20 protein-coding genes and 5 pseudogenes are annotated in these 26,755 nt (G+C 62.0%); 14 read left to right on the forward strand and 11 right to left on the reverse strand.

The window, feature by feature from the left end; all coding sequences use genetic code 11:
* The first annotated feature begins 3 nt into the window (after window positions 1–3).
* Both CAP2UW1_RS00375 and CAP2UW1_RS00380 read left to right on the forward strand, forming a co-directional pair.
* A complete protein-coding gene (locus CAP2UW1_RS00375; protein WP_199931533.1) occupies window positions 4–1,143 on the forward strand; it encodes a hypothetical protein in 1,140 nt (379 codons plus the stop codon).
* Window positions 1,140–4,310 (forward strand): hypothetical protein, encoded by a 3,171-nt coding sequence (locus CAP2UW1_RS00380; RefSeq protein ID WP_012806904.1) that lies wholly within the window; start codon window positions 1,140–1,142, stop codon window positions 4,308–4,310. The genes CAP2UW1_RS00375 and CAP2UW1_RS00380 overlap by 4 nt, the downstream gene beginning before the upstream one ends.
* A gap of 104 nt (window positions 4,311–4,414) precedes the next feature.
* Here the strand turns inward: CAP2UW1_RS00380 and CAP2UW1_RS00385 are convergent, their stop codons facing one another.
* From CAP2UW1_RS00385 to CAP2UW1_RS00410, 6 genes and pseudogenes are all read right to left on the reverse strand, one after another.
* Window positions 4,415–5,050: a transposase gene (locus tag CAP2UW1_RS00385; protein ID WP_412566840.1), complete on the reverse strand. Its 636-nt coding sequence runs from the start codon at window positions 5,048–5,050 to the stop codon at window positions 4,415–4,417.
* Window positions 5,002–5,379 carry a hypothetical protein gene (locus CAP2UW1_RS25890; RefSeq protein WP_412566841.1) on the reverse strand — a complete coding sequence of 126 codons (378 nt, stop codon included), beginning with the start codon at window positions 5,377–5,379 and terminating at the stop codon, window positions 5,002–5,004. Before CAP2UW1_RS25890 ends, CAP2UW1_RS00385 begins: the two co-directional genes overlap by 49 nt.
* Window positions 5,380–5,460: 81 nt before the next feature.
* A pseudogene (locus CAP2UW1_RS00395) lies at window positions 5,461–6,333 on the reverse strand (IS66 family transposase); the annotation flags it as partial.
* Between the two features lie 118 nt (window positions 6,334–6,451).
* On the reverse strand, window positions 6,452–6,649 hold the full coding sequence (locus tag CAP2UW1_RS00400; protein WP_012806905.1) for a hypothetical protein: 198 nt from the start codon (window positions 6,647–6,649) through the stop codon (window positions 6,452–6,454).
* Entirely contained in the window at window positions 6,646–7,440 is a 795-nt protein-coding gene (locus CAP2UW1_RS00405; protein WP_012806906.1) for an ExeA family protein, read from the reverse strand. Before CAP2UW1_RS00405 ends, CAP2UW1_RS00400 begins: the two co-directional genes overlap by 4 nt.
* A gap of 2 nt (window positions 7,441–7,442) precedes the next feature.
* A pseudogene (locus CAP2UW1_RS00410) lies at window positions 7,443–7,991 on the reverse strand (Mu transposase C-terminal domain-containing protein); the annotation flags it as partial.
* A gap of 98 nt (window positions 7,992–8,089) precedes the next feature.
* Between CAP2UW1_RS00410 and CAP2UW1_RS24255 the strand changes: the two are divergent.
* The 4 genes from CAP2UW1_RS24255 to CAP2UW1_RS00430 all read left to right on the forward strand — a co-directional run bounded on the left by CAP2UW1_RS24255 (window position 8,090) and on the right by CAP2UW1_RS00430 (window position 11,325).
* A complete protein-coding gene (locus CAP2UW1_RS24255) occupies window positions 8,090–8,335 on the forward strand; it encodes a DUF5372 family protein (protein ID WP_291914475.1) in 246 nt (81 codons plus the stop codon).
* A gap of 166 nt (window positions 8,336–8,501) precedes the next feature.
* The gene (locus tag CAP2UW1_RS00420) at window positions 8,502–8,969 is read left to right on the forward strand and encodes a helix-turn-helix domain-containing protein (RefSeq protein WP_012806907.1); all 468 of its coding nucleotides are present in this window, start codon (window positions 8,502–8,504) and stop codon (window positions 8,967–8,969) included.
* Window positions 8,966–9,250, forward strand: a complete 285-nt coding sequence (locus CAP2UW1_RS00425; protein WP_012806908.1) for a hypothetical protein — start codon at window positions 8,966–8,968, stop codon at window positions 9,248–9,250. Before CAP2UW1_RS00420 ends, CAP2UW1_RS00425 begins: the two co-directional genes overlap by 4 nt.
* Complete coding sequence (locus tag CAP2UW1_RS00430; protein ID WP_012806909.1) at window positions 9,247–11,325, forward strand: recombinase family protein; 2,079 nt, start codon at window positions 9,247–9,249, stop codon at window positions 11,323–11,325. The genes CAP2UW1_RS00425 and CAP2UW1_RS00430 overlap by 4 nt, the downstream gene beginning before the upstream one ends.
* 21 nt (window positions 11,326–11,346) lie before the next feature.
* Here CAP2UW1_RS00430 and CAP2UW1_RS24260 read toward each other — a convergent pair.
* Together CAP2UW1_RS24260 and CAP2UW1_RS00445 are read right to left on the reverse strand one after the other, a co-directional pair.
* Window positions 11,347–12,123, reverse strand: a pseudogene (locus CAP2UW1_RS24260) (DDE-type integrase/transposase/recombinase); the annotation flags it as partial.
* 129 nt (window positions 12,124–12,252) lie between these two features.
* Window positions 12,253–12,777, reverse strand: a complete 525-nt coding sequence (locus tag CAP2UW1_RS00445; protein ID WP_012806124.1) for a DUF6431 domain-containing protein — start codon at window positions 12,775–12,777, stop codon at window positions 12,253–12,255.
* Between the two features lie 265 nt (window positions 12,778–13,042).
* On the opposite strand from CAP2UW1_RS00445, the gene istA (CAP2UW1_RS00450) reads away from it, so the two are divergent.
* From istA (CAP2UW1_RS00450) to tnpB, 4 genes are all read left to right on the forward strand, one after another.
* Window positions 13,043–14,131 carry an IS21 family transposase gene (gene istA, locus CAP2UW1_RS00450; RefSeq protein WP_012806910.1) on the forward strand — a complete coding sequence of 363 codons (1,089 nt, stop codon included), beginning with the start codon at window positions 13,043–13,045 and terminating at the stop codon, window positions 14,129–14,131.
* Window positions 14,128–14,913, forward strand: coding sequence for an IS21-like element helper ATPase IstB (istB, locus tag CAP2UW1_RS00455; RefSeq protein WP_012806911.1), 786 nt, complete (start codon window positions 14,128–14,130; stop codon window positions 14,911–14,913). Before istA (CAP2UW1_RS00450) ends, istB (CAP2UW1_RS00455) begins: the two co-directional genes overlap by 4 nt.
* 319 nt (window positions 14,914–15,232) lie before the next feature.
* Window positions 15,233–15,553, forward strand: coding sequence for an IS66 family insertion sequence element accessory protein TnpA (tnpA, locus tag CAP2UW1_RS25895; protein ID WP_012806912.1), 321 nt, complete (start codon window positions 15,233–15,235; stop codon window positions 15,551–15,553).
* Complete coding sequence (gene tnpB, locus CAP2UW1_RS00460; RefSeq protein WP_012806913.1) at window positions 15,550–15,903, forward strand: IS66 family insertion sequence element accessory protein TnpB; 354 nt, start codon at window positions 15,550–15,552, stop codon at window positions 15,901–15,903. The genes tnpA and tnpB overlap by 4 nt, the downstream gene beginning before the upstream one ends.
* Window positions 15,904–16,433: 530 nt before the next feature.
* Here tnpB and istB (CAP2UW1_RS00465) read toward each other — a convergent pair.
* Both istB (CAP2UW1_RS00465) and istA (CAP2UW1_RS00470) read right to left on the reverse strand, forming a co-directional pair.
* A complete protein-coding gene (gene istB / locus CAP2UW1_RS00465; RefSeq protein ID WP_012806914.1) occupies window positions 16,434–17,237 on the reverse strand; it encodes an IS21-like element helper ATPase IstB in 804 nt (267 codons plus the stop codon).
* A gap of 55 nt (window positions 17,238–17,292) precedes the next feature.
* On the reverse strand, window positions 17,293–18,819 hold the full coding sequence (gene istA, locus CAP2UW1_RS00470) for an IS21 family transposase (RefSeq protein WP_012806915.1): 1,527 nt from the start codon (window positions 18,817–18,819) through the stop codon (window positions 17,293–17,295).
* A gap of 187 nt (window positions 18,820–19,006) precedes the next feature.
* On the opposite strand from istA (CAP2UW1_RS00470), the pseudogene tnpC reads away from it, so the two are divergent.
* A pseudogene (gene tnpC / locus CAP2UW1_RS00475) lies at window positions 19,007–20,461 on the forward strand (IS66 family transposase); the annotation flags it as partial.
* A gap of 714 nt (window positions 20,462–21,175) precedes the next feature.
* Here tnpC and CAP2UW1_RS00480 read toward each other — a convergent pair.
* Window positions 21,176–21,511, reverse strand: coding sequence for a hypothetical protein (locus CAP2UW1_RS00480; RefSeq protein ID WP_412566844.1), 336 nt, complete (start codon window positions 21,509–21,511; stop codon window positions 21,176–21,178).
* A gap of 473 nt (window positions 21,512–21,984) precedes the next feature.
* Between CAP2UW1_RS00480 and CAP2UW1_RS00485 the strand changes: the two genes are divergently transcribed.
* The 3 genes and pseudogenes from CAP2UW1_RS00485 (at window position 21,985) to CAP2UW1_RS00495 (ending at window position 26,743) form a co-directional block, all read left to right on the forward strand.
* Window positions 21,985–24,549 carry an ArnT family glycosyltransferase gene (locus CAP2UW1_RS00485; RefSeq protein ID WP_041567628.1) on the forward strand — a complete coding sequence of 855 codons (2,565 nt, stop codon included), beginning with the start codon at window positions 21,985–21,987 and terminating at the stop codon, window positions 24,547–24,549.
* Window positions 24,550–25,002: 453 nt separating this feature from the next.
* A pseudogene (locus CAP2UW1_RS00490) lies at window positions 25,003–25,365 on the forward strand (ISAs1 family transposase); the annotation flags it as partial.
* Window positions 25,366–25,474: 109 nt separating this feature from the next.
* Window positions 25,475–26,743 (forward strand): IS4 family transposase, encoded by a 1,269-nt coding sequence (locus CAP2UW1_RS00495; RefSeq protein WP_081444076.1) that lies wholly within the window; start codon window positions 25,475–25,477, stop codon window positions 26,741–26,743.
* Window positions 26,744–26,755: the final 12 nt, after the last annotated feature.

The raw sequence follows: 26,755 nt of genomic DNA on the forward strand, positions 1-26,755 counted from the left end.
CTCTTGGGCATGGTCGTCGCGTCGCTCGCCGCATGCTCGAAGGTGGACGAGGCGGCCCTGCTAAAGGCCGAACTGCCCCTCATGTGGGTACGAATGGCGGGCCCTTCTCCAGGAAAGGGCTTGGTCGATTACCCTTCGGACGGCCCTGCGGACATTCCAAAGGCGTATGCGATGATCCTCCTGGCGGCTGTCGACGCCCAGCGGGCAGGGCGAGGCTTCCCGGAGGCGGGAACGGTGTCGGGCCTATGGCTGCTTGACCACGCCGACGAGAATCGCAACGGCATCACGGGCTGGGGTGTGCCGGTCGCCTGGGATGCCTATGGCGACGGCTCTGAGAACCCCGCCAGCACCGAGTACACGATCGCCACGGCAATTGCTGTCCACGCGCTGCTCGACTGGGCGGGAGAGCCGGGGACCGCGCCGAGGGACAGGATCATGGAAGTCGTGCTGGCCGCCTCGCAGCCGTACTTCGATGCATCGATGCGGACGCCGGCCGGACTGCTGCCGTACTCGCTGTCGCCGCCCGACCGCCGTTACGACACCTTCAATCCAGCGGCCTACATGGCCGGACAGATGCAGCGCCTCAGCCGGCTGGTCAACGATCCCGGCCAGGCAGAGCTGCTGCGCCAGGCCGCGGACCAGACGATGCAGGCCCTGCTTGACCACCGCAAGGTCAATCCAGCGACTGGCTCCTGGTACTGGAACTACTCCGTGCAGGAAGATAGTTCTAACGACCTGCCGCATGCGTCCTACGTCGTGGACGGCATCCGCACCTACATCCGGCACGGCGGCCGGCTGGCCGCGGCGTTCGATCGCGAGAAGGTGCTCGCCCATCTGGACGAATTCTTGGGCGAGAAGACGCCGGACATCCGCGCTTGGCCGAGGCTTCGCCCCGATGTGACGCTGGCGGCAAGGTCATACGACATTGGGATGGCACTGCACGTCGCGTGCACGGAGCCCGCAATGGCGGGCCTGAGGACACGGCTCATCGCGGCAACGCCCGCGTACAAGGACCCGGACGGGCAGTACCTCAAGTATCCCGCCGCATCGAAAGAACGCAACTTCGTCGTTCGGGAGTATGAAACCTACCTGCTGAGGGGCTTCGAGACCTGCTTAGCTCATCCCGTTGGAGGCGCGAAATGAGCTGGCGCATGTTTGCCGTACCCGCTGCGATGGTTGTTTCCCTTCTCTTGGCCAGCTGCGGCGGGCAGGCTGAGAATCCGCAGGCTCGTGCCCCGGTTGCGCCGCCCGAGGATATCAAGCTTGAAGCGTCGACACCCCTCTCAGCCTACCGCAAGCCGCTCGTGGAAGACGCTGTCGTTACTCCTCGGATTCGCGGCGCGGTGGAGGTTCCTTTCGTCGTCCTGCGCGCCGGCAAGGCTGCGGCCACCGTGGAGCTCGACATCGCGGCGAACCAATCCACTTTGCGGATGGACAACGGACAGCGCATTCCGCTGGCGCGGCCTGGGGTTCCTGTGGTCCTTCTCGACCTCGGCGAAGCCAGAACGGGTGCCATCGTCCGGAGCTTGCCAGACAGCGAGCTGTGGCTCGCGGACTGGACCAACGCCGCGAAGGGGATGCGCTTCACAAAGGTGAAGCGCCCTGGCGTCGAGTTCCTGATGTTCAGAGCCGCGCTGTTCCACGAAGGCGTGCTGAACCTCGTCTTGTACGACAATCACGCGGCGAAGAACTACCTGCGTCGCCTGAGGCTCGAAGGCAATCAATGGGTGGCTGCCGGTCCCGAACTGGAACTTCCGACGATGGAGGATCCGGCGGGGACGCATTACGAGATGGAGCCGCCCGTGTTCCTTTTCGGGGAGAAGGACGGGCTGCGGATCCTCGCCGGCACATTGAATGCGAAGGCGGGTGCCGAGTGGATAGAAGTCAAGCGCATCGAGGATTGCGCGAAAGTGCTCGAGGCCATCGCGACACCTACCGGTGTCGGGATACTTTGCAACCGCAAGAACGTGGATACGCTGGGTGCCTACACCGTCGTCCATCCCGCTGGCGAACCGCCTGAGGTGCTGCCGCTGTCCCAAGGCATCCCTTGGAAGCTCTCGTGGGACGAGGCCGCCGCTAGGCTGGCATGGCGTAAGGCGACCGATACGCAGTCGTACGGCGAGATGATGGAACACGACATCCAGCGTGGCCAGAACGGCGGAATGCTGGAACTCGGCTCGAACAACATCGAAGGCCGGATCGCCTGGTCGCAGATCTACTACCTGAACGGCTTCATGGACGCGGTCCACCTGGCGCGCCGCGAACAACAGGCGTTCGATGTGTTTTATCCCCTGCTGGAAAAGCTGCGCCTGCGGATCGAGCTGGAGGTGCGCCTGATCGACCGCCAGCTCGGGGCGCCCGAGGGCTTGCGCACGCGGGCCTTCACGAAGGACCGGTCCCTCGCGCTGTTCGGCGTGCAGACCAGCCGCGCGCTGCTCCTGCTCACGCGTTACCTCGAGGAGTTTCCCGGCGCGCCTCCGCTGGCGAACCTCGGGAAGTTCGAGCGCGAAGTGAAGGCGCTCCAGGGGCACATCGAAGTGATGGCGAATGCTGGCGAGGCGGAAAAGTGGCTTGCGCCCGGGACCCGGCATCTGCGGTGGCCGAAGGGAAGCGCGTTCTATTACGACGGCATGCCCGTTCCCTACAACCACCAGAACGAATGGGCCTATGGCGTTCTCGATGCGCACCGCGCCGCCGGTGGGAAGACCGACGACCCTGCGGTCGAGGCACAGCGCGAGATCATCCGTCACTTCATCTCCAGGCTCGGAAAGGATGGGCGATTCCCCGAGCCGCTGGCGTGGGACTACTGGTGGGGCCATGCCTACGATGGCTATGACGAGGCTTCGGCCCGTTCTCTCAACACCCCTTCGTATGTCGGCGACAAGTCCGCTGCATGGATTTCCTTCCGGACGATCGACCTGATGTCGGTGCTGGGCGCCCGCGGTTATGTCGCGGAAGCCGGTGGTGAGGGATTCGCGGTCAGCGCGCGTGACCTCATCATGCGCGGCGAGGTATATCCGTTCGCGGCACGATCGCTCGACATGGACGGCGCCCGCGCCGGCTACCACTCCACCGTCGCGCACAAGTACGCGCGCTCGGGAGCGCCTTGGGAAATCGCAAACGTCCCCTGGGCGCTCGCGACACTGCCAGCTGGCAAGGAGGCGGAGGATCCGCACTCGTACCGGCTGAACGAGAAGGTCGTGGGGCGATTGCCCTCAATTGCCAGCGCCGGCGCAGACCGGCGGCAGGCGGACCAACTCTTGCTCGACTATCTGGCGATTGCCTTGCCGTACAATGCCTCGATGGCCACACGAGAAGCTGGCCGCGAGCTCGGTGGGAAGTACGTCGCGTGGAACCTAGCGTACGACATGCGCGCCGCCGTCCTTGCCTACGAGCGGACGAAGGACGGACGGTTCCTGGCCCTGTTCGAACGCGCCGCCGACAGGCTGATCGCCATGCGGGACGATCGCTTGGGCGTGGTGGACGACCTCCGCGGTCGCCCTGCAAAATCGTGGGGATCCAATCGCTACAGCGCCAACAAGCAGAAGTGGGTGGCGTGGGACGCATTCGCCGGCATGGCCGTCTACCCCCTGGTCAAATACTGCGTGGTCGCGCGCGGGATGCCTAGTGCGGCGCGGTTGTGCGCGCAATACCGCAAGGTTGCTGAGGAGGCGCTCGCCGAATACGGGCCCTACTGGAGGGATGACGAGGCGTCGGGCGGGGGGTTCTACGTCGACCCTTATCTGGAGGACATTGCCCCTCTCAACCACATGCTGACGCTGGGCCTCGTGCACATAGAGCTGCAGAAGCTCGGGGCCAGTGGCCACAAGGACCGCGCCATCAAGCTTGCCCGGTTCTTCCGCCATCACTGGAAAGATCGAAACAATGGCTCCGTTGAATGGGAATACTGGGCCGGTGCGCAGCAGGCGAAGCACAAGTCGGCGACTGCGGAGGACGTCACGCACGCGCAGATCAACGTCCACTTCGCTTATGAAAGCTATAAGGTCGGCAATGTGATCACGAAGGACGACATGGCGAAGCTCGCGAAGACGCTCCTGCTAAACGTCCGCAAGAACCAGGGTGACTGGGCTGCGGACCTGGCCGGCGGCGGCCAGATTATCGGCAGTGGGCTTCACGAGGGGCTAACGGGCTGGGTCATCCTGGATGAATTCGACGGTGGCGTGGCCCGGCTGATCGCGCGATTCGTCATGGAACATCCGGCCGCTTTTCCTCTTGGCAACTTTTCGTATGCGACCGGGCCGATTGCCATGGCATATGGACTGCCGGGACTGCTGAAGCGCGCGCCATGACGGAGACACACGCGGGTCCCGCCGGTCGGGATTTCCGCGGAGGCGATCGACGATGGGCACGACGATGGCATTCCCCAGCGCCGATCGGCGCTGGGCCAGACACCTCAACACTGCAAACGCTGATCCTGACCGGGGAAAGGCATCACGAATTGACCGGACTTCGGGTCACAGGCGTCACGCACGGGAAGTCCGATAAATTGAATCCGCAGCCACTGGGCGAAAAGGCCCGCGGTGATCATGGCGCCCTTTCGCCAGGGCGCGATGGCCATCAGCGGAAAGGACTGCCACAACTGCAGAGCCAGCAATTGCATCAAGGCATAGGCCATGGAGCGAATCTGCATCCACAGTTCCAGGGCAGCCTTTGACCGCTGCCACAGATTGGCTACTCCCCACCAGCGCTTCAGGTTGTGAAACAAGGGCTCGATCCCCCAGCGCTCGGCGTAGATCTCCACCACCTGTTGCGCCGAGAGCTCGGTCTCGGTCGCCAGAATCAGGCGCGGACGCGACCAGGTGTGGTCGGACAGGAACATCTCGCACCACACTGCTCGTACCGGGAGCGTGACTTGGTCTGCTCGATGCGCAGCTTCTCGAGCAGGCTCGCGACGTGGTGATTGATGTACTCGGGGCCGTTGTCGGAGTGAAATCCGGCGATGACGAACGGAAACTGGGCCATGATCAAAGCCAGCACCGGCTACAAATACGCCTCGCTGATCCCTTGCATACAGGCTTCGACCTGCCACTGCCTGACGGCATCGACGCAGGTGATGTGATAGACGCCCTTGACGCCATCCTGATCGCCCTGATGAACGGTATCGATGCGTACAAAGCCGGCGCGTCCCTCCGGGCCGGGGGCTTTGCGAACACCGATCGCGTTGCACACCGGGCGGGTCTTGGTGAAGCTCCTGCGCCGGGCCTGATAGCCGGCGCTCTTGCGCAGGTTGTACAGGTGCGAGACGGACAGCTTGGCCAGGCGCGCGTAACGAGGATCGTCATAGTCCCGGTAGGCCCGTTGCAGAAGGTGCGCGATGGCCGGCCCGCAGACGTCTTCATGGGCCTGGTCCATCTCCACGAGCAACGCCACGTCGACGGCGGTGTACTTGCGTGCAAAGGGCGCGGCAGGCGCACGGTAGCGCTGTAATCACTCACTCCCCTACACGGTTGCCGGGATGGCGGGGATCGTGGGGAGCTGCAAGCCTTTGCGAGCGGCGGCGATAACGGTGCCGAGGTACTGCCAGGCGGATGCGCCGCGACGGCGGCAGGTTTCGATGAGGCTGGCAAGGAAACCGAAGGCACGGGACCCCTCTTCAGAGCGTGTGCCGTGGCTAATGTAGCGCGAAATCACCCAGTGCCGCAGCGCCTGTTCCGCAGCGTTGTTGGAAAGCGGCAGGTGGGGCTCGGCGACTGGACGCAGGATCACGTTCCAGTCGTACAGGAATTCGCGCACCACGCTACGCAGCACCAAGTGGTCATCCATCCGATGCGCTTGGCACACGTGCCGTAGTCGCTCAATTGCCTTCGCGTAGCGGGCCGGGAGTCCTTCTTCCGGTGGCGGATCGATCCGCGCCGCGTAGATGGCAGCCATCAGCGTTTTCATGATGCTTTCCATCTCTTGTCCAACCCCGGAGACTCGCGCATCGCTCGATTCGGCCAGGCCCCTCAGTTTGCGCATCAGGTGCGGCCAGCAGCGCAAGCGGTTTTTCCAGGCGCGATAGACGCCGTAGCCATCGCTGATGAGTATGCCCGGAAAGCCGTCCTGCAGGGCGTTCTCGAGCATTTCCCGGCTGCGCGGGCCGATCAGGAACAGCGTCGTGTGGGTGGTGACCAGCGCCCACAGCCACAGCAGCACGCCGGACTCCGGCCACGAGGTCTCATCGACATGCAGTTGCGCTGCCTGCACGATGTCGGCCACCAAAGCATCCTCCAGCGGCAGACTGGCGCGGCCCGCTTCCCGGATCGTTTCGTCGATGACGCCGGTACTCAGCGTCAACTCGAACATTTCCATCAGCAGTTCGCGAATACTCGCTGTTACGTCCCGCGATATCTGGAACTCTTCAACCCGAGCCATTCGAGGTTGAGGTGATGGCAAAATCCCACGCTGAGGCCGGAAGAAGAGGTTCCGGCGTCAGCGTGGGACGAGAGGGCTAGAAGGGCTCGCCTGGAGGTATTCTCCAAGGGGCTTCGGGATCGTAGAGGTTCATCTGACGGCTGCGGTGGCGGCGAAGCTGGACGAGGTAGCGGGCCTCACAAGCAGCGGCGAGTTGGTGAAGGAACTCGCTGATCGCCGCCGCACTTTCGTCGGAGAGGCCGTCGGGGAAGAGGGAGAGACGGCGGCGTTTCATCGCAACTCCTCGAGAGCCGCTTGCAGCAGATCGTCGGGCAAATGATTGAGTGCGCGCGGCACCGCCAGACGCATGGCGGTGCGCAGGATGCGCCCGGCGTGGCGCGGCAGGCCCTTGCTGGCTTGGCGCAGGAGTTCCAGGCCGGAATCGGTGAGCAGGGCATGTGCACACCCGGCGCTCTTGAGGGCATGGCCGACGAGTTGCGCAAAGCGCTCGCGTTCGAGCACCGGTCGCAGATGCACGCGTGCCTGGATGCGGCCGGCGAGTGCGGCGTAAGACGCCCGTTCGAGGGTTTGGGCGAGGATCGGGTGACCGACCAGCCAGACAGTGATGAGATCGCGCGAATCGAAGGCGAAGTTGAGAAAAGCGGGGAAATCGCGGAAGAATTCGGGTGGCAGATTCTGCGCCTCGTCGAGGATCCAGACCGGCAGAAGTTGCTTGGCGTCGGCCAGATGATGGATATGCGCCTTGATGTCGCGCCACAGTTGGGCGCGACGATAACTCGGCTGAAGGCCGAGGGATTGGGCCAGGCACCGGTAAAGGTCTGCCCGTCCGAAATCGGTCTCGGCATGGTAGATGACTTGGTAGCGATGCGGATTGAGCTTGGCGGTCACGAGGCGCAAGGCGGCCGTCTTGCCCACGCCGGCCTCGCCGGTCAGCAGGCCGAGGCCCGGCGATTGCAGAAGCCACTGGAAGCGCTCGGCGAGTTGCGCCAGCGCACCGTCATCCCACAGCTCGGCGGCGTCCTTGCCCAGAGGCGGATGGCGCAGACCAAAGTGTTGCAGATACATCTTCAGTCTCCTTTGCGGTCGTAATACTGACGATAGGTGAGTTCGATCAGATTCGGGCCAGACGGCGAGACGGGAGCGGCGTCTGTCGGGTCGGATTTATTTCGTTGGCGATCGAGATTGCCCAGGGCATCGAGCGGGGTCGCGGCGCCGATCCCCTTGCCGTGCTCGTCCTCGACCTCGATGACCGCCCCGCTATGCGGATCGACGACCAGACACACCGTCTTTCCGGAGAGTTCGAAAGGCACTTCGAAGCGCGCCCCCTGATACGACACCGTGCCATCCTTCCTGACTCGACGGCTGACGCGATACCGGAACAAGGCATCGAGCTGCGCGGCCAGCGCTCCCAGCGAACGAATCTTCGACAAATCCTGCTGGTAGCGCGCGAGCGGCGTCATCCCGTCGAGGCCGGCATGCGGCGTATGGTGATAGACCCGCTCCAGCCAGGCCCAGAGACGCGCATTGAGGTCCTCGAAGCTGTTGATGTGGCGCTCGTCGAGTTCCGACAGGAACTGGTCGCGGCAGGTCCGGTGCCAGCGCTCCAACTTGCCCTTCAAATGAGCAGCCAACTGCAGATGATGCAGTCGAGCAGCAACAAGTTTTTCGGGTCACCCACCCCTTCCATCCCCTTTTCGGGCGCGAGTTCGTTCTGATCGAACGGCGCAACGCCTGGGGCGAGGAGCGCGTCTACTTTCACGATGACACCGGCCGGGTAAGGCGCCTGACAGCCGCCTGGACCAGTGCGGTGGCAGCGGATCCGTTCGCCAGCGTGTCGGCCGGCCGCTCGCACTTCCGAGTCGACGACCTCTTGCACCTGGTGGCGCTGATTGCCCGCCAAAGCGAAGCACAGGGGTCGGTCGGGGCAAGTTCCCGGCAGCGCAAAGTGTCAAGAAAATAATGCCGGCAATGTTAAGTAAATTCTGCCATGTCAGCAGGACTGTCGGAGGACTCGATTCCAAGACTCCGCACGCAAGCGACCGAAATCATAACCAATCAGTGCGTTATGGCTCCAGCTCAGAAAAAGGTCTTTACATCGGCCTATGTGTGGCATAATTCCGATTACAATGGCGCCGCCCTCGAAACCCGACTCCAAACCGCTTTCTCTCGCCGAGAGCGGAACCGTGAATCCGCACGCGCAGGACGTTCAGGATGCCGCCTTTATCGACAGCGATTTCTTTGATCCTCGGGACTTGGTGCAGGTGCGTTACGAGATGCTGCGTCGCGTACGCACCGAGGGTCAGACCATTGTCGATATCGCGACCCGCTTCGGGGTCTCCCGGCCCACCTTCTACAAGGCCCAGGCAGATTTCGAACGCGAGGGTCTCGCAGGGCTGTTGCCGGTCAAACGAGGGCCGCACGGACCGCACAAGATCACCGACGAGGTCATGGCCTTCATCGAGGCAGCACGTGCCCAGGAAGAAGGCCTGGACGCACAGGGGCTGGTGGAGAGGATCGCGCAGCACTTCGGACTGGCCGTCCATCGGCGTACCGTCGAGCGCGCGCTGGCACGGAGCAAAAAAAAACGCCGATGAAACCGACGGGGATGACCGATGGCCAGACCTTGACCGAGGGTTACGAGTCCTTGCGGCAAGAGAGCGCCGAGTGGCCTGGGGGCTGTCATCGCTCGCCCGGGCGTGCACTCTTCCTGTTCAAAGGGATGGCGGCCTGGATGCGTTGCGTGGGCGAAACGGCGCCGAGTCCGGCCGCCGCCGCTCTGCGCAAGGAGTCGAGGTTACCGGCGGGGATCGAACAGAACCTGATCAATCTGGTCGCCAGCATGGCGCTGGCGACGGCACGGGAGCGTACGCCATGATGGGTGAGCACCACGCAAAAATACAGGCGCGACACCTGAAGAGAAATGCCTATCTCTACGTGCGGCAGTCGACGTTGCGCCAGGTGCTCGAGAACACCGAGAGTACCAAGCGCCAGTATGATTTGCGCGAACGGGCCATGGCGCTGGGCTGGCGTCTCGATCAAGTCGTCGTCATTGACTCCGATCTCGGCCAGTCCGGGGCGAGTGCGGTGGATCGCGAAGGCTTCCAGCGACTGGTCAGCGAGGTCGGTCTGGGGCGGGCGGGGATCGTGATGGGCCTGGAAGTGTCGCGTCTGGCGCGCAACTCGACGGACTGGCACCGCCTCCTGGAGATCTGCGCTTTGGCGGACACGCTGATCCTCGACGAAGACGGTGTGTACGACCCGGCGCACTTCAATGATCGCTTGTTGCTCGGCCTGAAGGGTACGATGAGCGAGGCTGAACTGCACGTTTTGCGGGCCCGCCTGCGCGGTGGCATCCTCAACAAGGCCCGCCGCGGCGAACTCGAAATTCGGCTGCCGATCGGATTTGATTACGATCCGGCCGGGCGCGTGCGGCTCGATCCCGATGTCCGCGTTCAGGAGAGCGTGCGGCAGTTCTTCCGCACCTTCCGGCGTACCGGTTCGGCCACGGCGACGGTCAAGGCCTTTCGTGCCGAAGGGCTGAGCTTCCCGCACCGGATTCACCGCGGACCGCAAACTGGCGAGCTGTTGTGGACTGATCTCGAACACTCGCGCGCGCTCTGGCTCCTGCATCATCCGCGCTATACCGGCGCCTTTTGTTTTGGGCGGACGCGCGTGCGCAAGCAGCCCGATGGTTCTCATCGCCATCAACGGCTGCCGTCCGAGGAGTGGATCGCGCTGATTCGTGATGCTCATGCCGGATACATTACCTGGGACGAGTACGAACAGAACCTCCAGATCCTGCGCGACAATGCGCAGGCACCTGCCGCCGGGCGTGATCGGGGCCCCCCGCGTGAAGGCCCGGCATTGCTGCAAGGATTGGCAATCTGCGCCAAATGTGGTGATCGCATGACCGTGCGCTATCACGTGACTGGCGCGCGGCGCGTGCCGGATTATGTCTGTCAGCGCCGGGGCGTAGAGCATGCGGAACCGATATGTCAACAGATTGTGGGGGGCGAACTCGACGCGGCCATCGGCCGACTGCTGGTGGAGGTCGTGACCCCGGTCACCCTGGGGGTGGCGCTGGCGGTGCAGAAAGAACTGGAGAGCCGAAGCGAAGACAGTGACCGCTTACGCCGTCAAGCCGTCGAGTGGGCGCGTTACGAGTCCGACCTGGCGCGCCGCCGTTATATGCGCTGTGATCCCGACAACCGTCTGGTCGCCGATTCGCTGGAAGCGGAATGGAACCAGGCGCTGCGTGCGCAAACCGCCGCCCAGGAGCACTACGACAAACAGCGCCAGAGGGAGACCGGGCTCGACGATCAGCAGCGCGTCAGCATCCTGGCGCTGGCCAGAGATTTCCCACGCCTGTGGAACGATCCGCACACCCCTGACCGGGAGCGCAAACGGATGGCCCGGTTGCTGATCGCGGATGTCACCTTGCTCAAAGAGGTCGACATCAGGGCGCAAGTACGCTTTAGCGGTGGCGCGACGCACACGCTGCACCTTCCGCTTCCCAAGCCGGCCTGGATGCTGCGCCAGACGCCGAGCACCGTGGTCGCCGAGATTGACCGACTCCTCGAAGATCACACCGACAGTGAAATCGCGGACTGGCTCAACGACCAGGGCTTGATCTCCGGCGATGGCAAGCCCTTCCACCGCCCGATGGTTCGTCGTATCCGGATCGACTATGCGCTACCCAGTCGCCACGATCGGCTGCGCGCGCGTGGCTTGCTTACCCCGCAGGAGTTGGCAGAACGTCTCAACATCGCTACGGCCACCCTCAAGAACTGGCGTCGCGCCGGTCTGCTCAAAGCGCACCGCTATGACGACAAGGGCGGCTATCTCTTCGAACCACCTGGCCCCGGCACGCCGATCAAGCACCAACATCAAGGCAAAACTGCTGGAAGAGCCACCACCCGCGAGGAAAGTCTCCCCGCACATACCGCATGAGGTGCAATATGCAGCGCAGTCCTTGCCCTCGGGCGCATAGGGCCGGCAATAGATCAGGTGAATGCCCAGGCGGGCGCAGATCCCCTGCAGGGTCTCAGCACGGTAGGCCGCGCCGTTATCGACGACGAGCTTGATCGGGAGGCCTCGCTTCAGCAGCGCCTGCTTGAGCACCCCTTCGATGTCGAGCGCCGTTTCGCCGGGGCAGAAAGCGCTGTGAGCCACCAGACGTGAGGCATCGTCGAACAGCGAGACGAGATACCCCTTGACGAGCTTGCCCTCGTGAGGCACGCGGGGACCGTGCATCACATCGCCATACCAGATGGCGCCCGCGGAAGCGGCGACGAAGCTGCGCTTCTCCTCGGGCAGGCTGGCCGAGCCGCTGATCCGCGACAGGCCGTGCTGTTGCAGCAGCCGGTGGACCGTCGAGCGCGACAGGCTGCCGCGAGCCACCGTTCCGGCGGCTTCGAGCAACTGGCGAATCTGACGGATCGAGCGGCGCGGGTTGTCGCGCTTCGCGGCAAGGATCGCGGTCTGAATGGCTTGCGATAGCTTCGATTGCCCGCGGTCGACACGGGTCTTGGGTGTCAGGCCATCGATGCCCTGGGCAAGGTAAGTGTAATACCAGCCCTGAATCGTCTTCTCGGCAACATGGCGCCGACGCGTGCCGGGAATGGTGTATTCGCGCTCGGCCAGGGCGCGGATGGTCTGCTGCAATTCGCCGTGATCCAGCCGTTCCCGGCTGGTCAGCGAACCCAGGACGGACAGGCGAAACAAGGCGATCGGATTGATTCGATTCATGACGACTCCTCGGGGTGAATGGGAGTCGTCATCAAAACAAAAGGGCCGAAATAATGCCACGAGCAAACTGTGTGGGGACCCCGCCCGGGCGGGGTCCCCACCGTCCGCCACTCGCTCGGTGTCAGGAAATCATGGGACGCTCATCTCTTGATCGAGCCAGAACATGGCCCGCGGCAGACCCAGGCTGTTGAACACCTGGTGCCAAAAACCGTGCGTGTCAACGGCCCGGCCGAGTTCGGCAAAGCGCACGCGCAGGTGAAACACAAAGTCCTTTCCCCGCTCCTGCAACCAGTTCCACCAGCGCGCGCCCGTGTGCCGGTCAGGTGGACCGCCGGGGTGCTCTGCCGCGCCGTTCAGCCGCTGCTGCAGGACTTGCTGTTGCACCGACCAGTCATACCAGCGTCGCGGTGCGATACATTCCGGCAGGCGCGAACACGTGCGTCGGCATCCGGCACAACGGTAGCGAAGGATGGGGATCGGGTTGAGCCGTGGCGGCACGGCTCGGCGGTCGGCCTTTCGCTCATAGTGACCATGCTGATGGACCACTCCCAGCCCGCAGTGCGGGCACGACTTCGGTCGATACACTTCAGCGGCCTTTTGAGTCGTCTCAACGTGCTGCTCAAGCGTGGTGATGCCGGCTACAATTCGTTGCATGGGCTGGGCTCTTTTCTATCTCGGTCGTCTCGATAACTTCCCACGATAGCAGAGGTGTTCCAGCCCTTCTCCGTCCTTCTTCATTCCGCCTTCGCTCAGGAGATCCTTCGATCTTCCTGCTCAAAGTACGCGGGATATTCAAAGCCCTTCAATCCCGTTTAGGGGCGGACGTAACACTTGTCAGCAACGGAAGTAAATTGATACAGCGCAACGATTGAAAGTTGATACACCGAACTGAGAAGATCGGCGATTTTTTTGGGCGCCGATGATTACGAAGGAGGTGTATGTGGAAATTGAAGTATTGAGGAAGCATGGATTCAGTCTGCGCAAGATTGCAGCCGAAGTGGGCTGCGCGGTGAATACGGTTCGCAGCCACTTGGCGCAGGGCAAACAGCCCCGCTACCAGCGTCAGAAGAAGCGGGCCACCAAACTCTCGACCCATGAAACGTACCTGTGCGAGCGACAGGCTGCAGCGCAGCCGCAGTGGATCCCGGCCACGGTTCTGTTCAGGGAGATTAGGGCCCTGGGCTACGCCGGCGGCGTCAGCCAATTGCGCGCCTTCATGCGTACGATCCGGCCGCAGGGGGCTGCTGATCCGGTGGTGCGTTTCGAAACGGCACCGGGCGAACAGTTGCAAATCGACTGGGTCGAGTTTCGTAAAGGTGCTGATCCGCTGTACGCCTTCTGCGCGACCCTTGGGTACAGCCGGGCGAGTTACGTCGAATTCGTCACCGACATGAAAGTCAGTACGCTGATCGACTGCCACCAGCATGCCTTTGAGGCGCTCGGTGGCGTGGCCCGGCGCCTGCTCTACGACAACATGAAGACCGTTGTTCTCGAACGCGACGTCGACGGCCCAGGCGAACACCGCTATCACGCGGGCTTTCTCGACTACGCCAAGCACTGTGGCTTCGTCATCAACCTGTGCCGTCCCTATCGCGCCCGGACCAAAGGCAAGGTCGAGCGCTTCAACGGCTACCTTCGCCGCTCCTTCTACGTTCCCCTGATCAGTCGGCTCAAGCAGGCCGGCCTGCCACTGGACGCCGTGACCGCCAATGCCGAGGTCAGGCGCTGGCTCAAGGAAGTGGCCAACGTGCGTATCCACGCCAGCACGCAAGTACAGCCCGCACAACGCCTGCAGGAAGAGCAGGCGCATCTGCAAGGCATTCCCCCGCCATGGCGCGGCGATATCGCCGCCGCTCGTCCCCTGGACGCCCCGCCGCCGGTCGAGGGGGCCACTGTCCGCCCGACGGTTGCCGAGAGAATCGCCTTGCCCACGCCGGAGCAGCATCCGCTCGCCGTCTACGCGCAACTGCTGACCCAACTGCAGGCCGCTGCAGAGATGCAGCCATGAACCTCCAGTACGAACGAATGCTCGCCTTGTGCGACAGTCTGAACCTGCCGTTCGTGGCGCAGAACTACGTCGGCGCCGCCCAGGAAGCCGCTGCGCAGGAAAGCGCCTACAGCGACTTTCTGGAAGCACTGCTGAAAGCGGAAGTCGCGGGACGCCAGGTGCGCAAGCAAAGCATGTTGACGCGTCTGGCGGGATTCCCGGCGATCAAGACGCTGGAGGAATTCGATTACGCCTTCGCCGCCGGCGTCAAAAGGAGCCAGATCGACGAACTGGCCGGTCTGGCCTTTGTCGAGCGCAACGAAAACGTCGTCCTGGTCGGCCCCTCCGGGGTGGGCAAGACCCATCTCGCGATCGCCCTGGGCTATCGCGCCGCGCAAGCCGGCATCAAGACCCGTTTCACGACCGCCGCCGATCTCTTGCTGACCCTCTCGGCCGCGCACGCACAGAACCAGTTGAAAGCGGTCATGCACCGGGCGATCGCCGCTTACCGTCTGCTGATCATCGACGAAATCGGCTATCTGCCGATGAGCCGCGAGCAGGCCAACCTCTTTTTCCAGGTGATTGCCGCGCGCTACGAGAAGGGCAGCCTGATCGTCACCAGCAACCTGTCGTTTGGCCAATGGGATGCCACCTTTGCGCAGGATGCCACGCTGACGGCGGCATTGCTGGATCGTTTGCTGCACCACGCACAGATCGTACCGATCGCCGGGGAAAGCTACCGGCTCAAACGTCAGCGGCAGACGGGAATGGTTCAGGCCAGGAAGGCGATCGCCGGAGGGTAGGCGCCGCCGCGGTGGTGGGGCCTCCTTCCGGTTGGGCCTACGGCCCGCCCTCCAGGAGGCCCCACCACCGCCATCAAGCAGCATTGGGGGTGTATCAGTTTTCAATCGGTGACAAAGGAAAAACTGTGTCAGTTTTCAATCGGTGTTGACAACACTCGCCCGTGACAGGCGCATGCGCAGCGCCAGCAGGACGATCACCCCGGCCAGGCGGGGACCCACGAGACGCCATTCCCCCAGATCAACCGTAAGCGTCCAGCCCCTCCACCTGTAAAGCGGCTGAGATCTGGGGCAACCTCCTGGTTTTCGAGAGGAGGACGAGATGGACAAGGCAGGGGAACGGGAAGCGTACTGGCGACGGCATGTGGGCGCGTGGCGGGAGAGTGGCGCCACTCAGAAGGCGTACTGTGACGAACACGGTCTGAGAAGCCATTCGCTCAGTTACTGGCACGTGCGTTTGGCGGAGGGGTCGGGAGCGCGCAAGGGGGGAGGTCCGCTGACCCTGGTTCCTGCCGTGCGGGTTCCCGATGCAGGGGCATCGCTGCCAAGCTTGTTACTTCACGGCCCGCAAGGCTGGCGACTCGAATTTGCCACGCTGCCGCCGGTAGGGTGGCTGATGGCGCTGTGGGGAGAGCACGCATGAGCGCGCCTATCGGCGCCGCGCCGGAGCGCATCTGGCTGGCTGTTGAAGCGGTGGACATGCGCCTGGGTATCGATGGCCTGTCGGTCCGCATCCAGGCCAGTCTCGGGCGCTCGCCTTGTGACGGTACCGCCTACGCCTTCACCAACCGGCGACGCAGCCGGCTCAAACTGCTGGTCTGGGATGGCACCGGCGTGTGGCTGTCGCAACGCCGGTTGCACCGCGGTTATTTCACCTGGCCGAGCGCCAGCGACCCCGTCTTCGCCCTGACGGCGGCGCAATGGCGTTGGCTGACTGCCGGCGTTGACTGGCAACGTCGGGACGCCCCGGCACCCGCCAACTGGCAAGTCTAGAGGTGTCAAGTATCGATAAAAACACAAGCAAAAGCCGCCACTTACACGTCTTTTGGTAGATTGTTATGGTATAATTCGTCATGGATTTAGCCAGCGAACTTGCCCGCTTCTCGCCCTCACCGGAACTGTTGTTCTGGGCCGAGAGCCGGGTCGGTGGGCTGCTCGAACAGGTCAAGACCAACGCCACGGAGATTCACTGGCGCGATGCTGTCAATTTGCGGCACATTAAGGCCAGCGAATCGCGGCGTAATGTGGCCAGCAGAAGTGGCTGTTTTAGCGGTTTCGGACGGGTCGGTTTTACGCCGTTTTCAGTCTTTTTGCAACGTGGCAAGTGGCGACCGGAAGGGTGTCCAGGGGACCGTGGAATAAATGCCGGCTGTTTGGCGTTTATGCCGCGAAAGCCCCTTGACACCCTGGAGGTCGCAGACGCTGACGGCAGTTGTCGGGGATGTTTTTTCATCCCCGGCGGCTGCCTCACGGCGAGTGCGGGGTCTGGGGCAGCGCCCCAGGGTTTGCTCGCCGCTGAGGGTCTAACGTGCGGCCGGGGGAGGCTTGGAAGCGTCCCTGCCCGCCGTGGCCTGGACGGGCGAGCGGACTTCCGGCAGGGGCCGCGGTTTGCGCCGGGTCTCGCCGTCGAGAATGATCTGATAAGCACGGTCGCGCAAACGGTCGAGCGTCGCCGCCCCCATCAACTTGTTGGGAAACGCCGCGCCCCACTCGTCGAAGTGCAAATTGCTGGTCAGCAAGGTGGTCGTGCGCTCATAACGGGCATCAATCAGATCGTGGAAATCCTCATCCTGCGGCGAGCGCATAGGACGCAGCCCGAAGTCATCAATTGCCAGCACATCGACGCGGGCCAGTTGACGCAGCTTGCGCTCAAAGGAATCGGTCGCCCGCGCCGCGTGCAGCTGAGCCAGTAGCTTGGCGTGCGAAATGAACAGGACCTCATGGCCGGCGCGCAGTGCGCAATGGCAGAGCGACTGGACCAGGTGAGACTTGCCCGTACCGGTCGGACCGGCGATCAGAACCGGCGCCTGTTCGAGGACGAATCGGCAGGTTGCCAGCTCGGCAATCAAGGCGTGATTGACCGACGGACTGTGGCTGCAATCGAAACGTTCCAGAGTCTTGTCGCCGACCACCTGCGCCTTGCGCAGGCGCTGGGCAAACTGACGCTGATCACGACGGGCGACTTCGTCCTCGACCAGCAACGCCAGGAAGTCGGTGTAGGCCAGCTTGGCCTCGATCGCCTGACGGTTTCTCGCCTCGAGCGAGTCGAGGATGCCGGACAGGCGCAGTTGCTTGAGCAGGGGTTCAAGTGGGAGCATGGGATTCATGAGAGGATTCCAGATAGATAAGGGATGAGCAAGGAGCGGCGCGCCGTGCGGCGGCTCAATGCAACAGATCGGAGGGTTGGCGGCGGAAGTGGCCGCCACTCAGATAGGGCGCTTCCAGCGTCGGCGCGTCGATCAACTCCGGCTGCTGGTCGAGTCCGGTCTGGAGGATCTGCTTGATCGTGCGATAGCTCGGCGTACCAAAGTTCAGCGCGCGGCTACACGCCGCGTCGAGTCGGTTGCGACCGAACTGATCGGCCAAGCGCAGCAAGCCCTGGACGGCGCGCAGCTGATCGAGCACACGCTTCGCGAACAAGCTCTCGACGACCGCCCGACAAGCCGGCCCGACCGCCGTGGCCTGGGTCAAGCACCACTGCGGATCGCGCATGAAGTAAGCCTGGGCGTCGGGTGGCAGATGATCCGCGACGGTCGACCGCGTACCCGCTTTGAACAGGCGCGGATGGATCGCCACCAGCTCGTGCTCGTGATAGAGGCGTACGACATCCGGCGTGATTTCCAACCACAGCGTCTGGTGGATCAGGCGAAACGGCGCTGAGTAGTGGCAATACGCATGCTGGACGTGGCCGTTGCCGTGCAGCTTGGCCTTAGCCCAGGTTGGGCACGTTGGCGCGACGGCGGGCAGCGGCTGCAGCAGCGCTTGCTCGGTTTCGTTGAAGCGCATGAGCGGCCGCTCACGCGTACTGCCGTGGAGGCGATTGCCTGCCTCGCCCTGAATCCACGCCTCTAATTGCGCATTCGCGTGCGCCAGGCTATGAAACTCGCGCAGCGGCATGAAGTTGCCCTTGACATATTTGACTCCCGACTCCACGCGGCCTTTCTTGGCCGGGTCCGCGACCGGACAGGGGTCGATTACAAAGGCATAGCCGAGCGCGAGTTCGGCGTAGGCGCGCTGCACCGTCGGCTCGTAGTAGCAGGCGCGCGTGATCGCGCACTTCGGGTTGTCTATCCGTACCTTGCGCGGGACGCCGTTGAACCACTCGAAGGCGTGCCGGTGGCAGGCCAGCCAGGTCTCGACGCTCTGGTTGCGCACCACTTCGGCGTACTGGTGCCGACTCCACGACAAGGTCATGACGAAGAACCAGGTCTTGAACACCTCGCCGGAATGGCGGTCGGTGATCAGCGGTCCCGAACCGAAGTCGACCTGCGCTTGTTCGCCGACGGCAAAGTCGAGCATCACGGTCGCCACCGGGGCGGGGGCCGCTTCGCTACGCAGGAAGCGATAGACGGCATGCACGCTGCCGCCGTAGCCGTACCGGCGGGCCAGCGCCTGGCGGATGCTGCTCACGGCAATGCCCTGACGGTGCCACTCGAGAACGTTCTCGCGAAAGGGCTCCACAGTGGACAGGTGGCTCGCGTTCTTGACCGCCCCGCCGCCCGCCGTCTGGTAGTAACGCGCCATCGTCGCGTCGTCCGGCAGCGGGCTCGTCGCCTCCAGCCAGTTCTGCGCGGCGGCGATGTCTCGCACACGTGCGACGGTGTCGCGCCCGACCCCCTGTGCTCGGGCGACCGCCCGATTGCTTTCGCCCAGTCGCAGGCGTTGAATCATTTGTCGTATTTCGTACATTTCGAACTTCCTGTTAGCCATTGCGCCTGCCCCCGGCAAAATTGCCAGAGGTTACACAATCGGAAGTCCAAAACCGCCTCTACTTGCCTTCTACGTGGCCTTATTGTGCCGCGATTGCTCTGGCCTCATTGCGCCGCGAGTCCAGTGGCCTCATTACGCCGCCACCGAAATGGCCTTATAGCGGCGCGAACTAACAGATGCCAAGATCGAGAAGCTGACTCTCGAACTGGCCTATTTGCGGCGGATGAAATTCGGCGTCAAGAGCGAATCCCTGGCCGCCGGCTCACGGGGCCTCTTCGACGAAACCCTGGCCGCCGATCTCGCCGCCTGCGAAGCCCGTTTGGCCGAAAAGCGTCAAGCGGCCGAAATGGGGCCGCCGCTCCCTCCCCCCGAAAAGCCCAAACGCGAACGCGCCGGCCGTCAGCCCTTGCCCGACCAGTTGCCCCGTGTCGAGCACCTGCACGAGCCCAATACCTGCACCTGTGGTCGGTGTGGTCAGGCACTGGTGCGGATCGGTGAGGACGTGACCGAGAAGCTGAGCATCGTCCCTGCCGAGTTCTTCGTCGAACGCCATATCTACCCGAAGTACGCCTGCCGGCCTTGCGAGACCCTCACCGCCGCACCGGCTGTGGCGTCGATCATCGACGGTGGGTTGGCGGCACCGGCCTTGCTGGCCTGGGTAATGGTCAGCAAGTACGCCGATCACCTGCCGCTCTACCGTCTCGAACGGCAGGCCGCTCGCGCGGGGGTGACGCTGTCCCGTTCGACGCTGGCCGACTGGGTCGGGCGCACCGGTGTCGCCCTGGAGCCGCTCTGGCAGCGCCTCGCCGAAGTGCTCCGCCAGGGGACGGTGCTGCATGCCGATGAAACGCCGGTGCAGCAACTCGATCCGGGCCGGGGAAAGACCAAACGAGCGTATCTCTGGGCGTATCGCAGCAATGCCTTGGCGGGCGATCCGTCGATCGTCGTCTTCGACTACCAGCCTGGCCGCGGCGGAAAGTATGTGGCGGCGTTCCTCCGCGACTGGCAAGGGGCTCTGATGGTTGATGACTTCGCCGGTTACGATGCCCTGTTTCGTGGCCACGTGATCGAACTCGCCTGTCTGACCCACGCGCGACGGAAGTTCTTCGACCTCCATCAGGCCAATGGGAGCCCCGTCGCGGCCGAAGCCCTGGACCGCTTCGCCGCGTTGTATGCGATCGAGGCCACGGCGAAGGGAAAGACGGTAGAGGAGCGGGCTCGGCGACGGAAAGAGACGAGTCAACCTCTGCTCGACGCTCTGCATCTGTGGCTCCTGAGCACCCGCACGACGGTGGCTCACGGAAGCGCTCTGGCCAAGGCGATCGACTACAGTCTGCGACGCTGGCCGGCCATTGCCCGTTACGTCACGAACGGTTTCTACCCGATCGACAACAACCCCGTCGAGAATGCCATTCGCCCGATCGCCATCGGCAAGAAGAATTGGCTGTTCGCCGGTTCCGAGGCGGCCGGCCAGCGCGCCGCGGCTATTCAATCGCTACTCGAAACCGCGCGCCTGAACGGCATCGAGCCCATGGCCTGGCTGATCGACACCCTCGAGAAACTCCCCTCCTGGCCCAACAGCCGCATCGACGAGTTGTTGCCGCTCAAAAAACGAGAGTGATCGTGTGTGCGCAAAGGTGGGGGCGCTGAACGCTTACGATCAACCTTCTCCCATTGCCCGTCGGCCGGCGCCCGCCAAGCTTGCGCACGGCTGACATGACCGCAGGAGCAGCTCACTTCAAGCAGCGTGTGGCGTGTGACACGGAACGTCACCCCGATCAGGCCCTCAACCTGCGGTGCAATGTCGACTTCGTCCCAAGCCGTGTAAGCCTGCGACGCCGCGTCCGTCGACAACGCTGCCGCACAAGCTGCGCAGAGCTCGGGGCGGTGCTCGCACCGGGCAGTGATCGCCAGTTTCTGACTGCGGCCATGGCCTGGACTGCCCGGCTGCTTGCCGGGCCGCCTCCCCGACCCCTTCTTGGTTGATGACCGCTGGCCATCGACCGGCGAAGCCTGTTCCGTCTCTTCCGTAGCGCTTCCCGTCGCCCTCTCCGCGGCGGCGTCTGCCGTGTCGCTCTCGTCCGCCGCGCCACTCTGTTCCTCCGAGTCGCCTGTCCTCGCCCAGGGCGCTTGGCTGGTCGGCGGACGCGAGCTGTTGTCCGGGTTCTGATTCAGCCGATCCTGCAACTCCTTCACGTCGTGCAACAGGCGCTTCGACACTTCCAACAATAGCTCCGCCGGCAGCTTCTTCAGCCACTCGTCGTTCATCTGGAACAGGTCATGTTTGCTCAGGTGCATCGCGCCGCATCTGTCAGGTCGTTTGCAAGTTTCGCAACTATGCCATACAAATCATCACGCTGGCGGCTTTTCTTAAGGGGGTGTGAACGGTTACGTAGCGCTTGACCAAGGGGACCGCCGCCAGGCGGTTACACTGCCAACGGGTCACCAGGCGGGTCACCTGAGCCCGACTGTAGCCGCTGGTGTGCTGCAGGTACCTCAGCAGCACGCCGCGCTCGCGCTTGTTGCGACCGGGGTAGTCAAAACGTGCGAGGACGCGACTGATGTGCCCATACCGCTCGCCGTTGTCGTCTGCCGCCGAGAGCTCTATTGAGCCGCTGGCGCTGAGAAACTGCTCGATCTGCTCGATCGTGGTCAGCCGTGCTTCGTTCATGTTGATCACCATCCTTGCGATGATCAACCCACACCTCACTTCACCCGCAATTTCTTTTGCTCGGGCTCATTCCTGGGTGGAAACACGATCCTCGTTCAGGCTCATACCACGTTGGACAAGGCAGGAGGTGGACAAGGTGTCTGTCAATATGCCATTCTATAGGGGTGACAAGACTAAGGGCTGGATTTCGTTCCGAACGATTGATGCCATGGCGGTGGTGTCTCCATATAGCGCATTGCCTGACCCAGGGAGGGGGCGGATGAATACCGTGCGCACGCTCGTCCATAAAGGTAAATTGTGTCCATTGCCGCCTACGAACCCTTTCGTCTGGATCTGTTGGTCTTGCCTTCGATCCAGATAGCTCAGACCTACGCTCCGGTTAGTGCTCCTCGGGATCTGTCGAGTGCTGCTTGGGCACACTCGCGACTCGATCGAGAGCCATGATAGTTACTTCTCTAATGGCATGTCTGCTCATGCTGGCCATGATTATTCTGGCGAGCCTAGCTGGTTATTCCTTAAGCCGTCTGTTGCCTTGGTCTTCTGAAGCCAGAAGGGCGGGAGTTTGCGTTGCCGCTGGCCTTGCACTGGGGCCCTTCTTGCTGGGCGCTGGCGGGGTGCTAACCCTTGGTATATTGGCGGGAGCTTTGCCCTCGACTCACTTGGTCGCGGTTGTTGTAGGATTGCTGGGAGTCGCGCTCCTTGCCCTATGGCGCGGGCGCGGCATTCCCCAAAAGGAGGATGATTGCCGGCGGGCTCCGAGGCAATTCGGCGAACTTCTGGTCTCAGGTTTGCTCACGTTGTGGATCGTTGCACTTCTGGTTAACGTCATTTTCTTGCCATTGACCGCGAATGATTCGCTCGAGTATGCGACCGTTGCACGCCTGCTATATGAAACACGCGACTTAGTCAGTTACCCAGCTATCCAGCCGGAACTGAGCACCTCAGGCTTCTTTGGCCCATGGACACATCCCCCGCTGTATGTGTCGCTCAGCTATCTTACGCAGATTATCCAAGGGCATGCCGACGAACCGGGGTTCATGCGGTTTGTCTCCCCCTGGTTCGCGGTGTGCTCAACGTTGTTGATCATCACGCTGGGATCACTGCTTAAGCGCCTGTTCGGCTTGATCTCGGCGCTAATTTTCTTGTCTACGCCCTTGTTGTTTTCGGGTGCCGATTCCGCTTCAATTGACGCTTTGCCGGTACTCGCGATCGGCTTGATTGTGGCTTCTGTCGTATGCCTTGAAGCGCGGCCCTTCGTACGGGGCCTTTTTTCCGGTTGCGCGGTCGCCTTGGGCTTGTGGACACACTCGCAAGCCATATTGTTTTTCCCCCTCGCCCTCGGGGCTATTGCCCTGCAGAATGGGCTGGCGCGTTGGCGAACAACAACCATCGAGTCGGTTGCGCTTTGTGCGTCGGCACTCTTGCTGGGGGGTTGGCCGTACTGGCGCAATGTGCGTATTTTCGGCAACCCGATCAGTGACAGTCCTGCCGTCTTTGCCTTGCCATCGCTGGATTGGACCGGGTATTTTTCTTATGCGCGCGGTCTGGATAACTGGGCCGCTGTCCTTCAATATGGTTTACTCAAAGGGTGGTTTTCGTTTCAATCCTTTGGCTGGGCATTCTGGTTGATGACCCTTGGCGTGGTCCTGGCAATTAAGCCCCTGCGTCACCCCACCTGGCGGGCGACACTTCTCTGCGGGGGGCGCCAGGCACTCGATTCGGGCTCCCAGTTGCTATGGGTTTCGCTTGGCCTGATATCGATATATCTGGGTGGGGTTTTTGCGTCGACGCTGATCGGTATTGACCTGATGATCAAGAATGATCGATATTCTCTTGTCATTCTCCCCTGTGTTTCCCTTCTTGGGGGTTATGGGGCCCACGTGTTACTTTGCCGTGGGGCAAGTAGTTTGGCCGACACCGAGACAGGATCAGTGAAGCGTGATTTCCTTGCGGGAGTAGGTTTCTTTTTGGGAGTGGCTCTTTTGGTGCAGTTTGTCGTCCAGGGAGTCTATTACCGATGGCGTTACGTTCCGGCCGCTGTTCAGATATCCGAAGCCGACACACCAGCCGCAGAGGCGATCAAACGAAGTAAACTGGATAAGCCGCTAAGCCAACGGCGACTTGAATATTTCCCGAACATGGCTGCCATGTTTTGGACACGTGGGAATCTGCCGGAAAATGCGTTATTACTCTCTCTGCGGCCCGCAGACATGTATTACGCGCAGCGTAAGATGGTCAGCTATCTGGATGAGCGGTTGTTGCCGGTATATCGGGAAACCTCGCCGCCGCGCGCCGCACAAATGCTGCGCGACTTGGGGATAACACATCTGCATGTGCCCGACTATGGTCTGCCGGTCATGTACAATTCGGTACTTGATCGCATTATTGACGATCCAGCCCTTTCGCGCTTGATGTATTCCGCTTCAGGAACTCAGGTCTTTCAGCTGGCGAGCGAAGGAAATGCCGGTCGTGCATTACTCTCTTTCGAGTTCACAGACTTTACCCCTGCAACGACTGATTGGACTCAGTATCGCCAATTGAACCTTGGGGGACAACGACTCGCGAGCGCACTTGGTTTTCTCAGCAAACGGCTGCCGAAAGATGGCATATCTTCGTCAGAGTGGCACGTGCCATTGTTCCATCGGGACTTTTCTACGATGGTTGCGAATGGCAGAGGGAGACCGCTAGCTGTGGCGCGTCATGACTTGCTTCCTTCAATCCGGGGTGGGGAGGAATACCGCGTTACCTTCGATCTCGCGGGCAACGCGTTCGTCAAGTTGTGGCTTGTTCAGTTCGACGAAAAGGGGCGGCTGTTGCTGTCGGGGGAATACTCTTCTGGCGTAGATCGGATTGCCGAGGTCGTTCTGAATCATCCCGATGAAACAAGGCGGGTCAGTAGGCGATTCCTCGCGCTACCAGACGCTGCCTATGTTCGATTTGGCGTCGAACATTTGGGTTACTCGGAGATTCAAGTTCGCCGGGCGGTGTTGGAGCATCTTGGTCGTCCGGATTCCGCGGTGGGCGGAAAAGGAAGGTAGGTTTATGGCCAGGGGCTGGCCACTCGGACAACATATGACGATTGGGGTCTCAAGCACATGATTTGTTGGCGACTATCGTCTTTTCCAACGCTTTTTTTGAGCATGCCAAACTGGCCGAATCTTCCCCGGATGTTATGGTAGTCGAGGTTTGGATGATGGAGGTTTACACAAACTGCTCTGAAACCAAACAGAAACAGTGCGTTTGTTTATGCATTCCGAGTGGCGAGGGCTGGGTTCATTGCCAATGCTGATTACAGGGTATGCGCGGAATGAGCAACCCCCCGAAATTACGTCGTCCAAGGGAGCGGGTAGGATCAGGGCCTCGCCACTCGGACGACATAATCTCCATTGTCATAAACCGGAAAGGGAAAACCGTTAACATTCATAGCGTTATGCCATGGTCTTGTGAACCCGCAGGAAATCGGGTCTACTCTCGTCTTTTGGGCGTAAGGAATGACCAAGACGACGGGGGCAAGCCTGGTATGCTGTTTGGGTGAAGTGACTGATCCGCGGAAGCCGAGCAACGGGACGCTGCATGATTTCCTGGTGATTCTTGTGATCGCCATTTCCGCAGTCCTCTCCGACTGCGATACCATCGAAGACATGGCGGAGTGGGGTCGCACGAAGGAGGCGTGGCTACGTAATTTTCTGGTGCTCAGGAATGGAATTCCTTCGGAAAAGACCTTCCTGCGCATCTTCCAGGCGCTGGATCCGAAGCAATTTGAGGCGGCGTTCCGGCGCTGGGTGGCTGGAGTGGTGGGTGCGCTGCGAGGAGTCGTGGCGGTCGATGGCAAGACGGTGCGCGGGCAATGCTCCCAACCTAACACGCGATTAGCATAAATTCAGGAACCCGCCGAGAAACCGGTTGCGCGCCGGGCGAGGACAAGGCAAAGTGGGTATCCCCTTGATACGGATGTAAAATTTTATATGCCGCGATCTTTATGTCAACGTCGTTGACTCGTTTTCCAAGTATCTTGTTTCCCAAGCTTTTTTCCTTGATGCGCGTCTTTCGACGAAAGCTTTCTCGCGAACGGGCTTCCTCAGTTTTCCCCGCCTGATCGCCTGCCTGCTCGGCGGATACACGTCGAAAGTGCAGTCTGAACTCGACGCGTTCTTCGCCAATCTGGCGAACCGCGCCGACCTGCTGCGAGAAGTCTCCGCACAAGCCTTTGCCAAAGCCCGAAAGCAGGTGTCGGCCACCGCCTTCGAGCTTCTCAACGATCACTTCCTCGCCTTGGTCGATACGCAGTTCGGCTTTCCCCTCTGGCGCGGTCTGCGGGTCGTCGCCGGCGATGCCACGGTCCTGCGCCTGACTTTGTTCGGCAAGACCCGTGACGGCAGGCCATTTGTTCGCCACGTGGTCGACGCCATTGGCTTCGCACTGTATCTGCCCGGGATCGAAATGACCCTGGCGGCCACGCTGTATTCTCCTGACGTCGGCGAGCGTCAGATGCTCTTCGAACATCTCGATAAACTCCGTTCCAAGGACATTCTGGTGCTCGACCGCGGTTACCCAGCCTACTGGCTCTTCGCCGCCTTGTTGCAGCGCGGGCGGCACTTCTGCATGCGAGCGGACAGCCTCAATTTCAGCGCTATTCAAGCCTTCCGCCGATCCGGCCTGGCCGAGCAAATCGTCAGGCTGCCCGCTCCCTGCAAACAGGATGCGCTGGACTACGAAATTGCCGCCACGCCTTGTGAGGTGCGCCTGATTCGCCAGGTCTTCGGCCACAAGGTGCGTGTCCTCGTGACCTCGCTCCTCGACCTCGACGCCTATCCCGCTGCCGAATTCGGGGCGCTCTATCACTCGCGGTGGAGAATTGAGGAAGCCTTCAAACGGATCAAGCACCGTCTGGCCCTGGAGCATCTGTCGGGCATGTCCTGGTTGGCCGCACGACAAGACTTCGGCGCTAAAATCCTCTGCGACAACATCAATGCCCTGGCCGTCCATGCCGCCAGCGAATCCCTCGATCCCAACACCCGCGCAAGTTACTTCATCAACCGCGGCGACACCTTCTCGCGCATCAAGCGTACACTCGGACGCTGGCTCCTCCAAGGCCGCGACGCCCTCGACAACATCACCTCGGTCTTCAACGAACTCATCAAGAACCTCGTCCAGATAAAACCAAACCGGTCATACCCCAGGAAATTCACCCAAAAACCACATTTATCACACGCTTACAAAAGTGGAGTATGACAAGGTTCTGAT

Origin of the sequence: Candidatus Accumulibacter phosphatis (genome assembly GCF_000024165.1) — a bacterium.
Classification (GTDB): domain Bacteria; phylum Pseudomonadota; class Gammaproteobacteria; order Burkholderiales; family Rhodocyclaceae; genus Accumulibacter; species Accumulibacter phosphatis.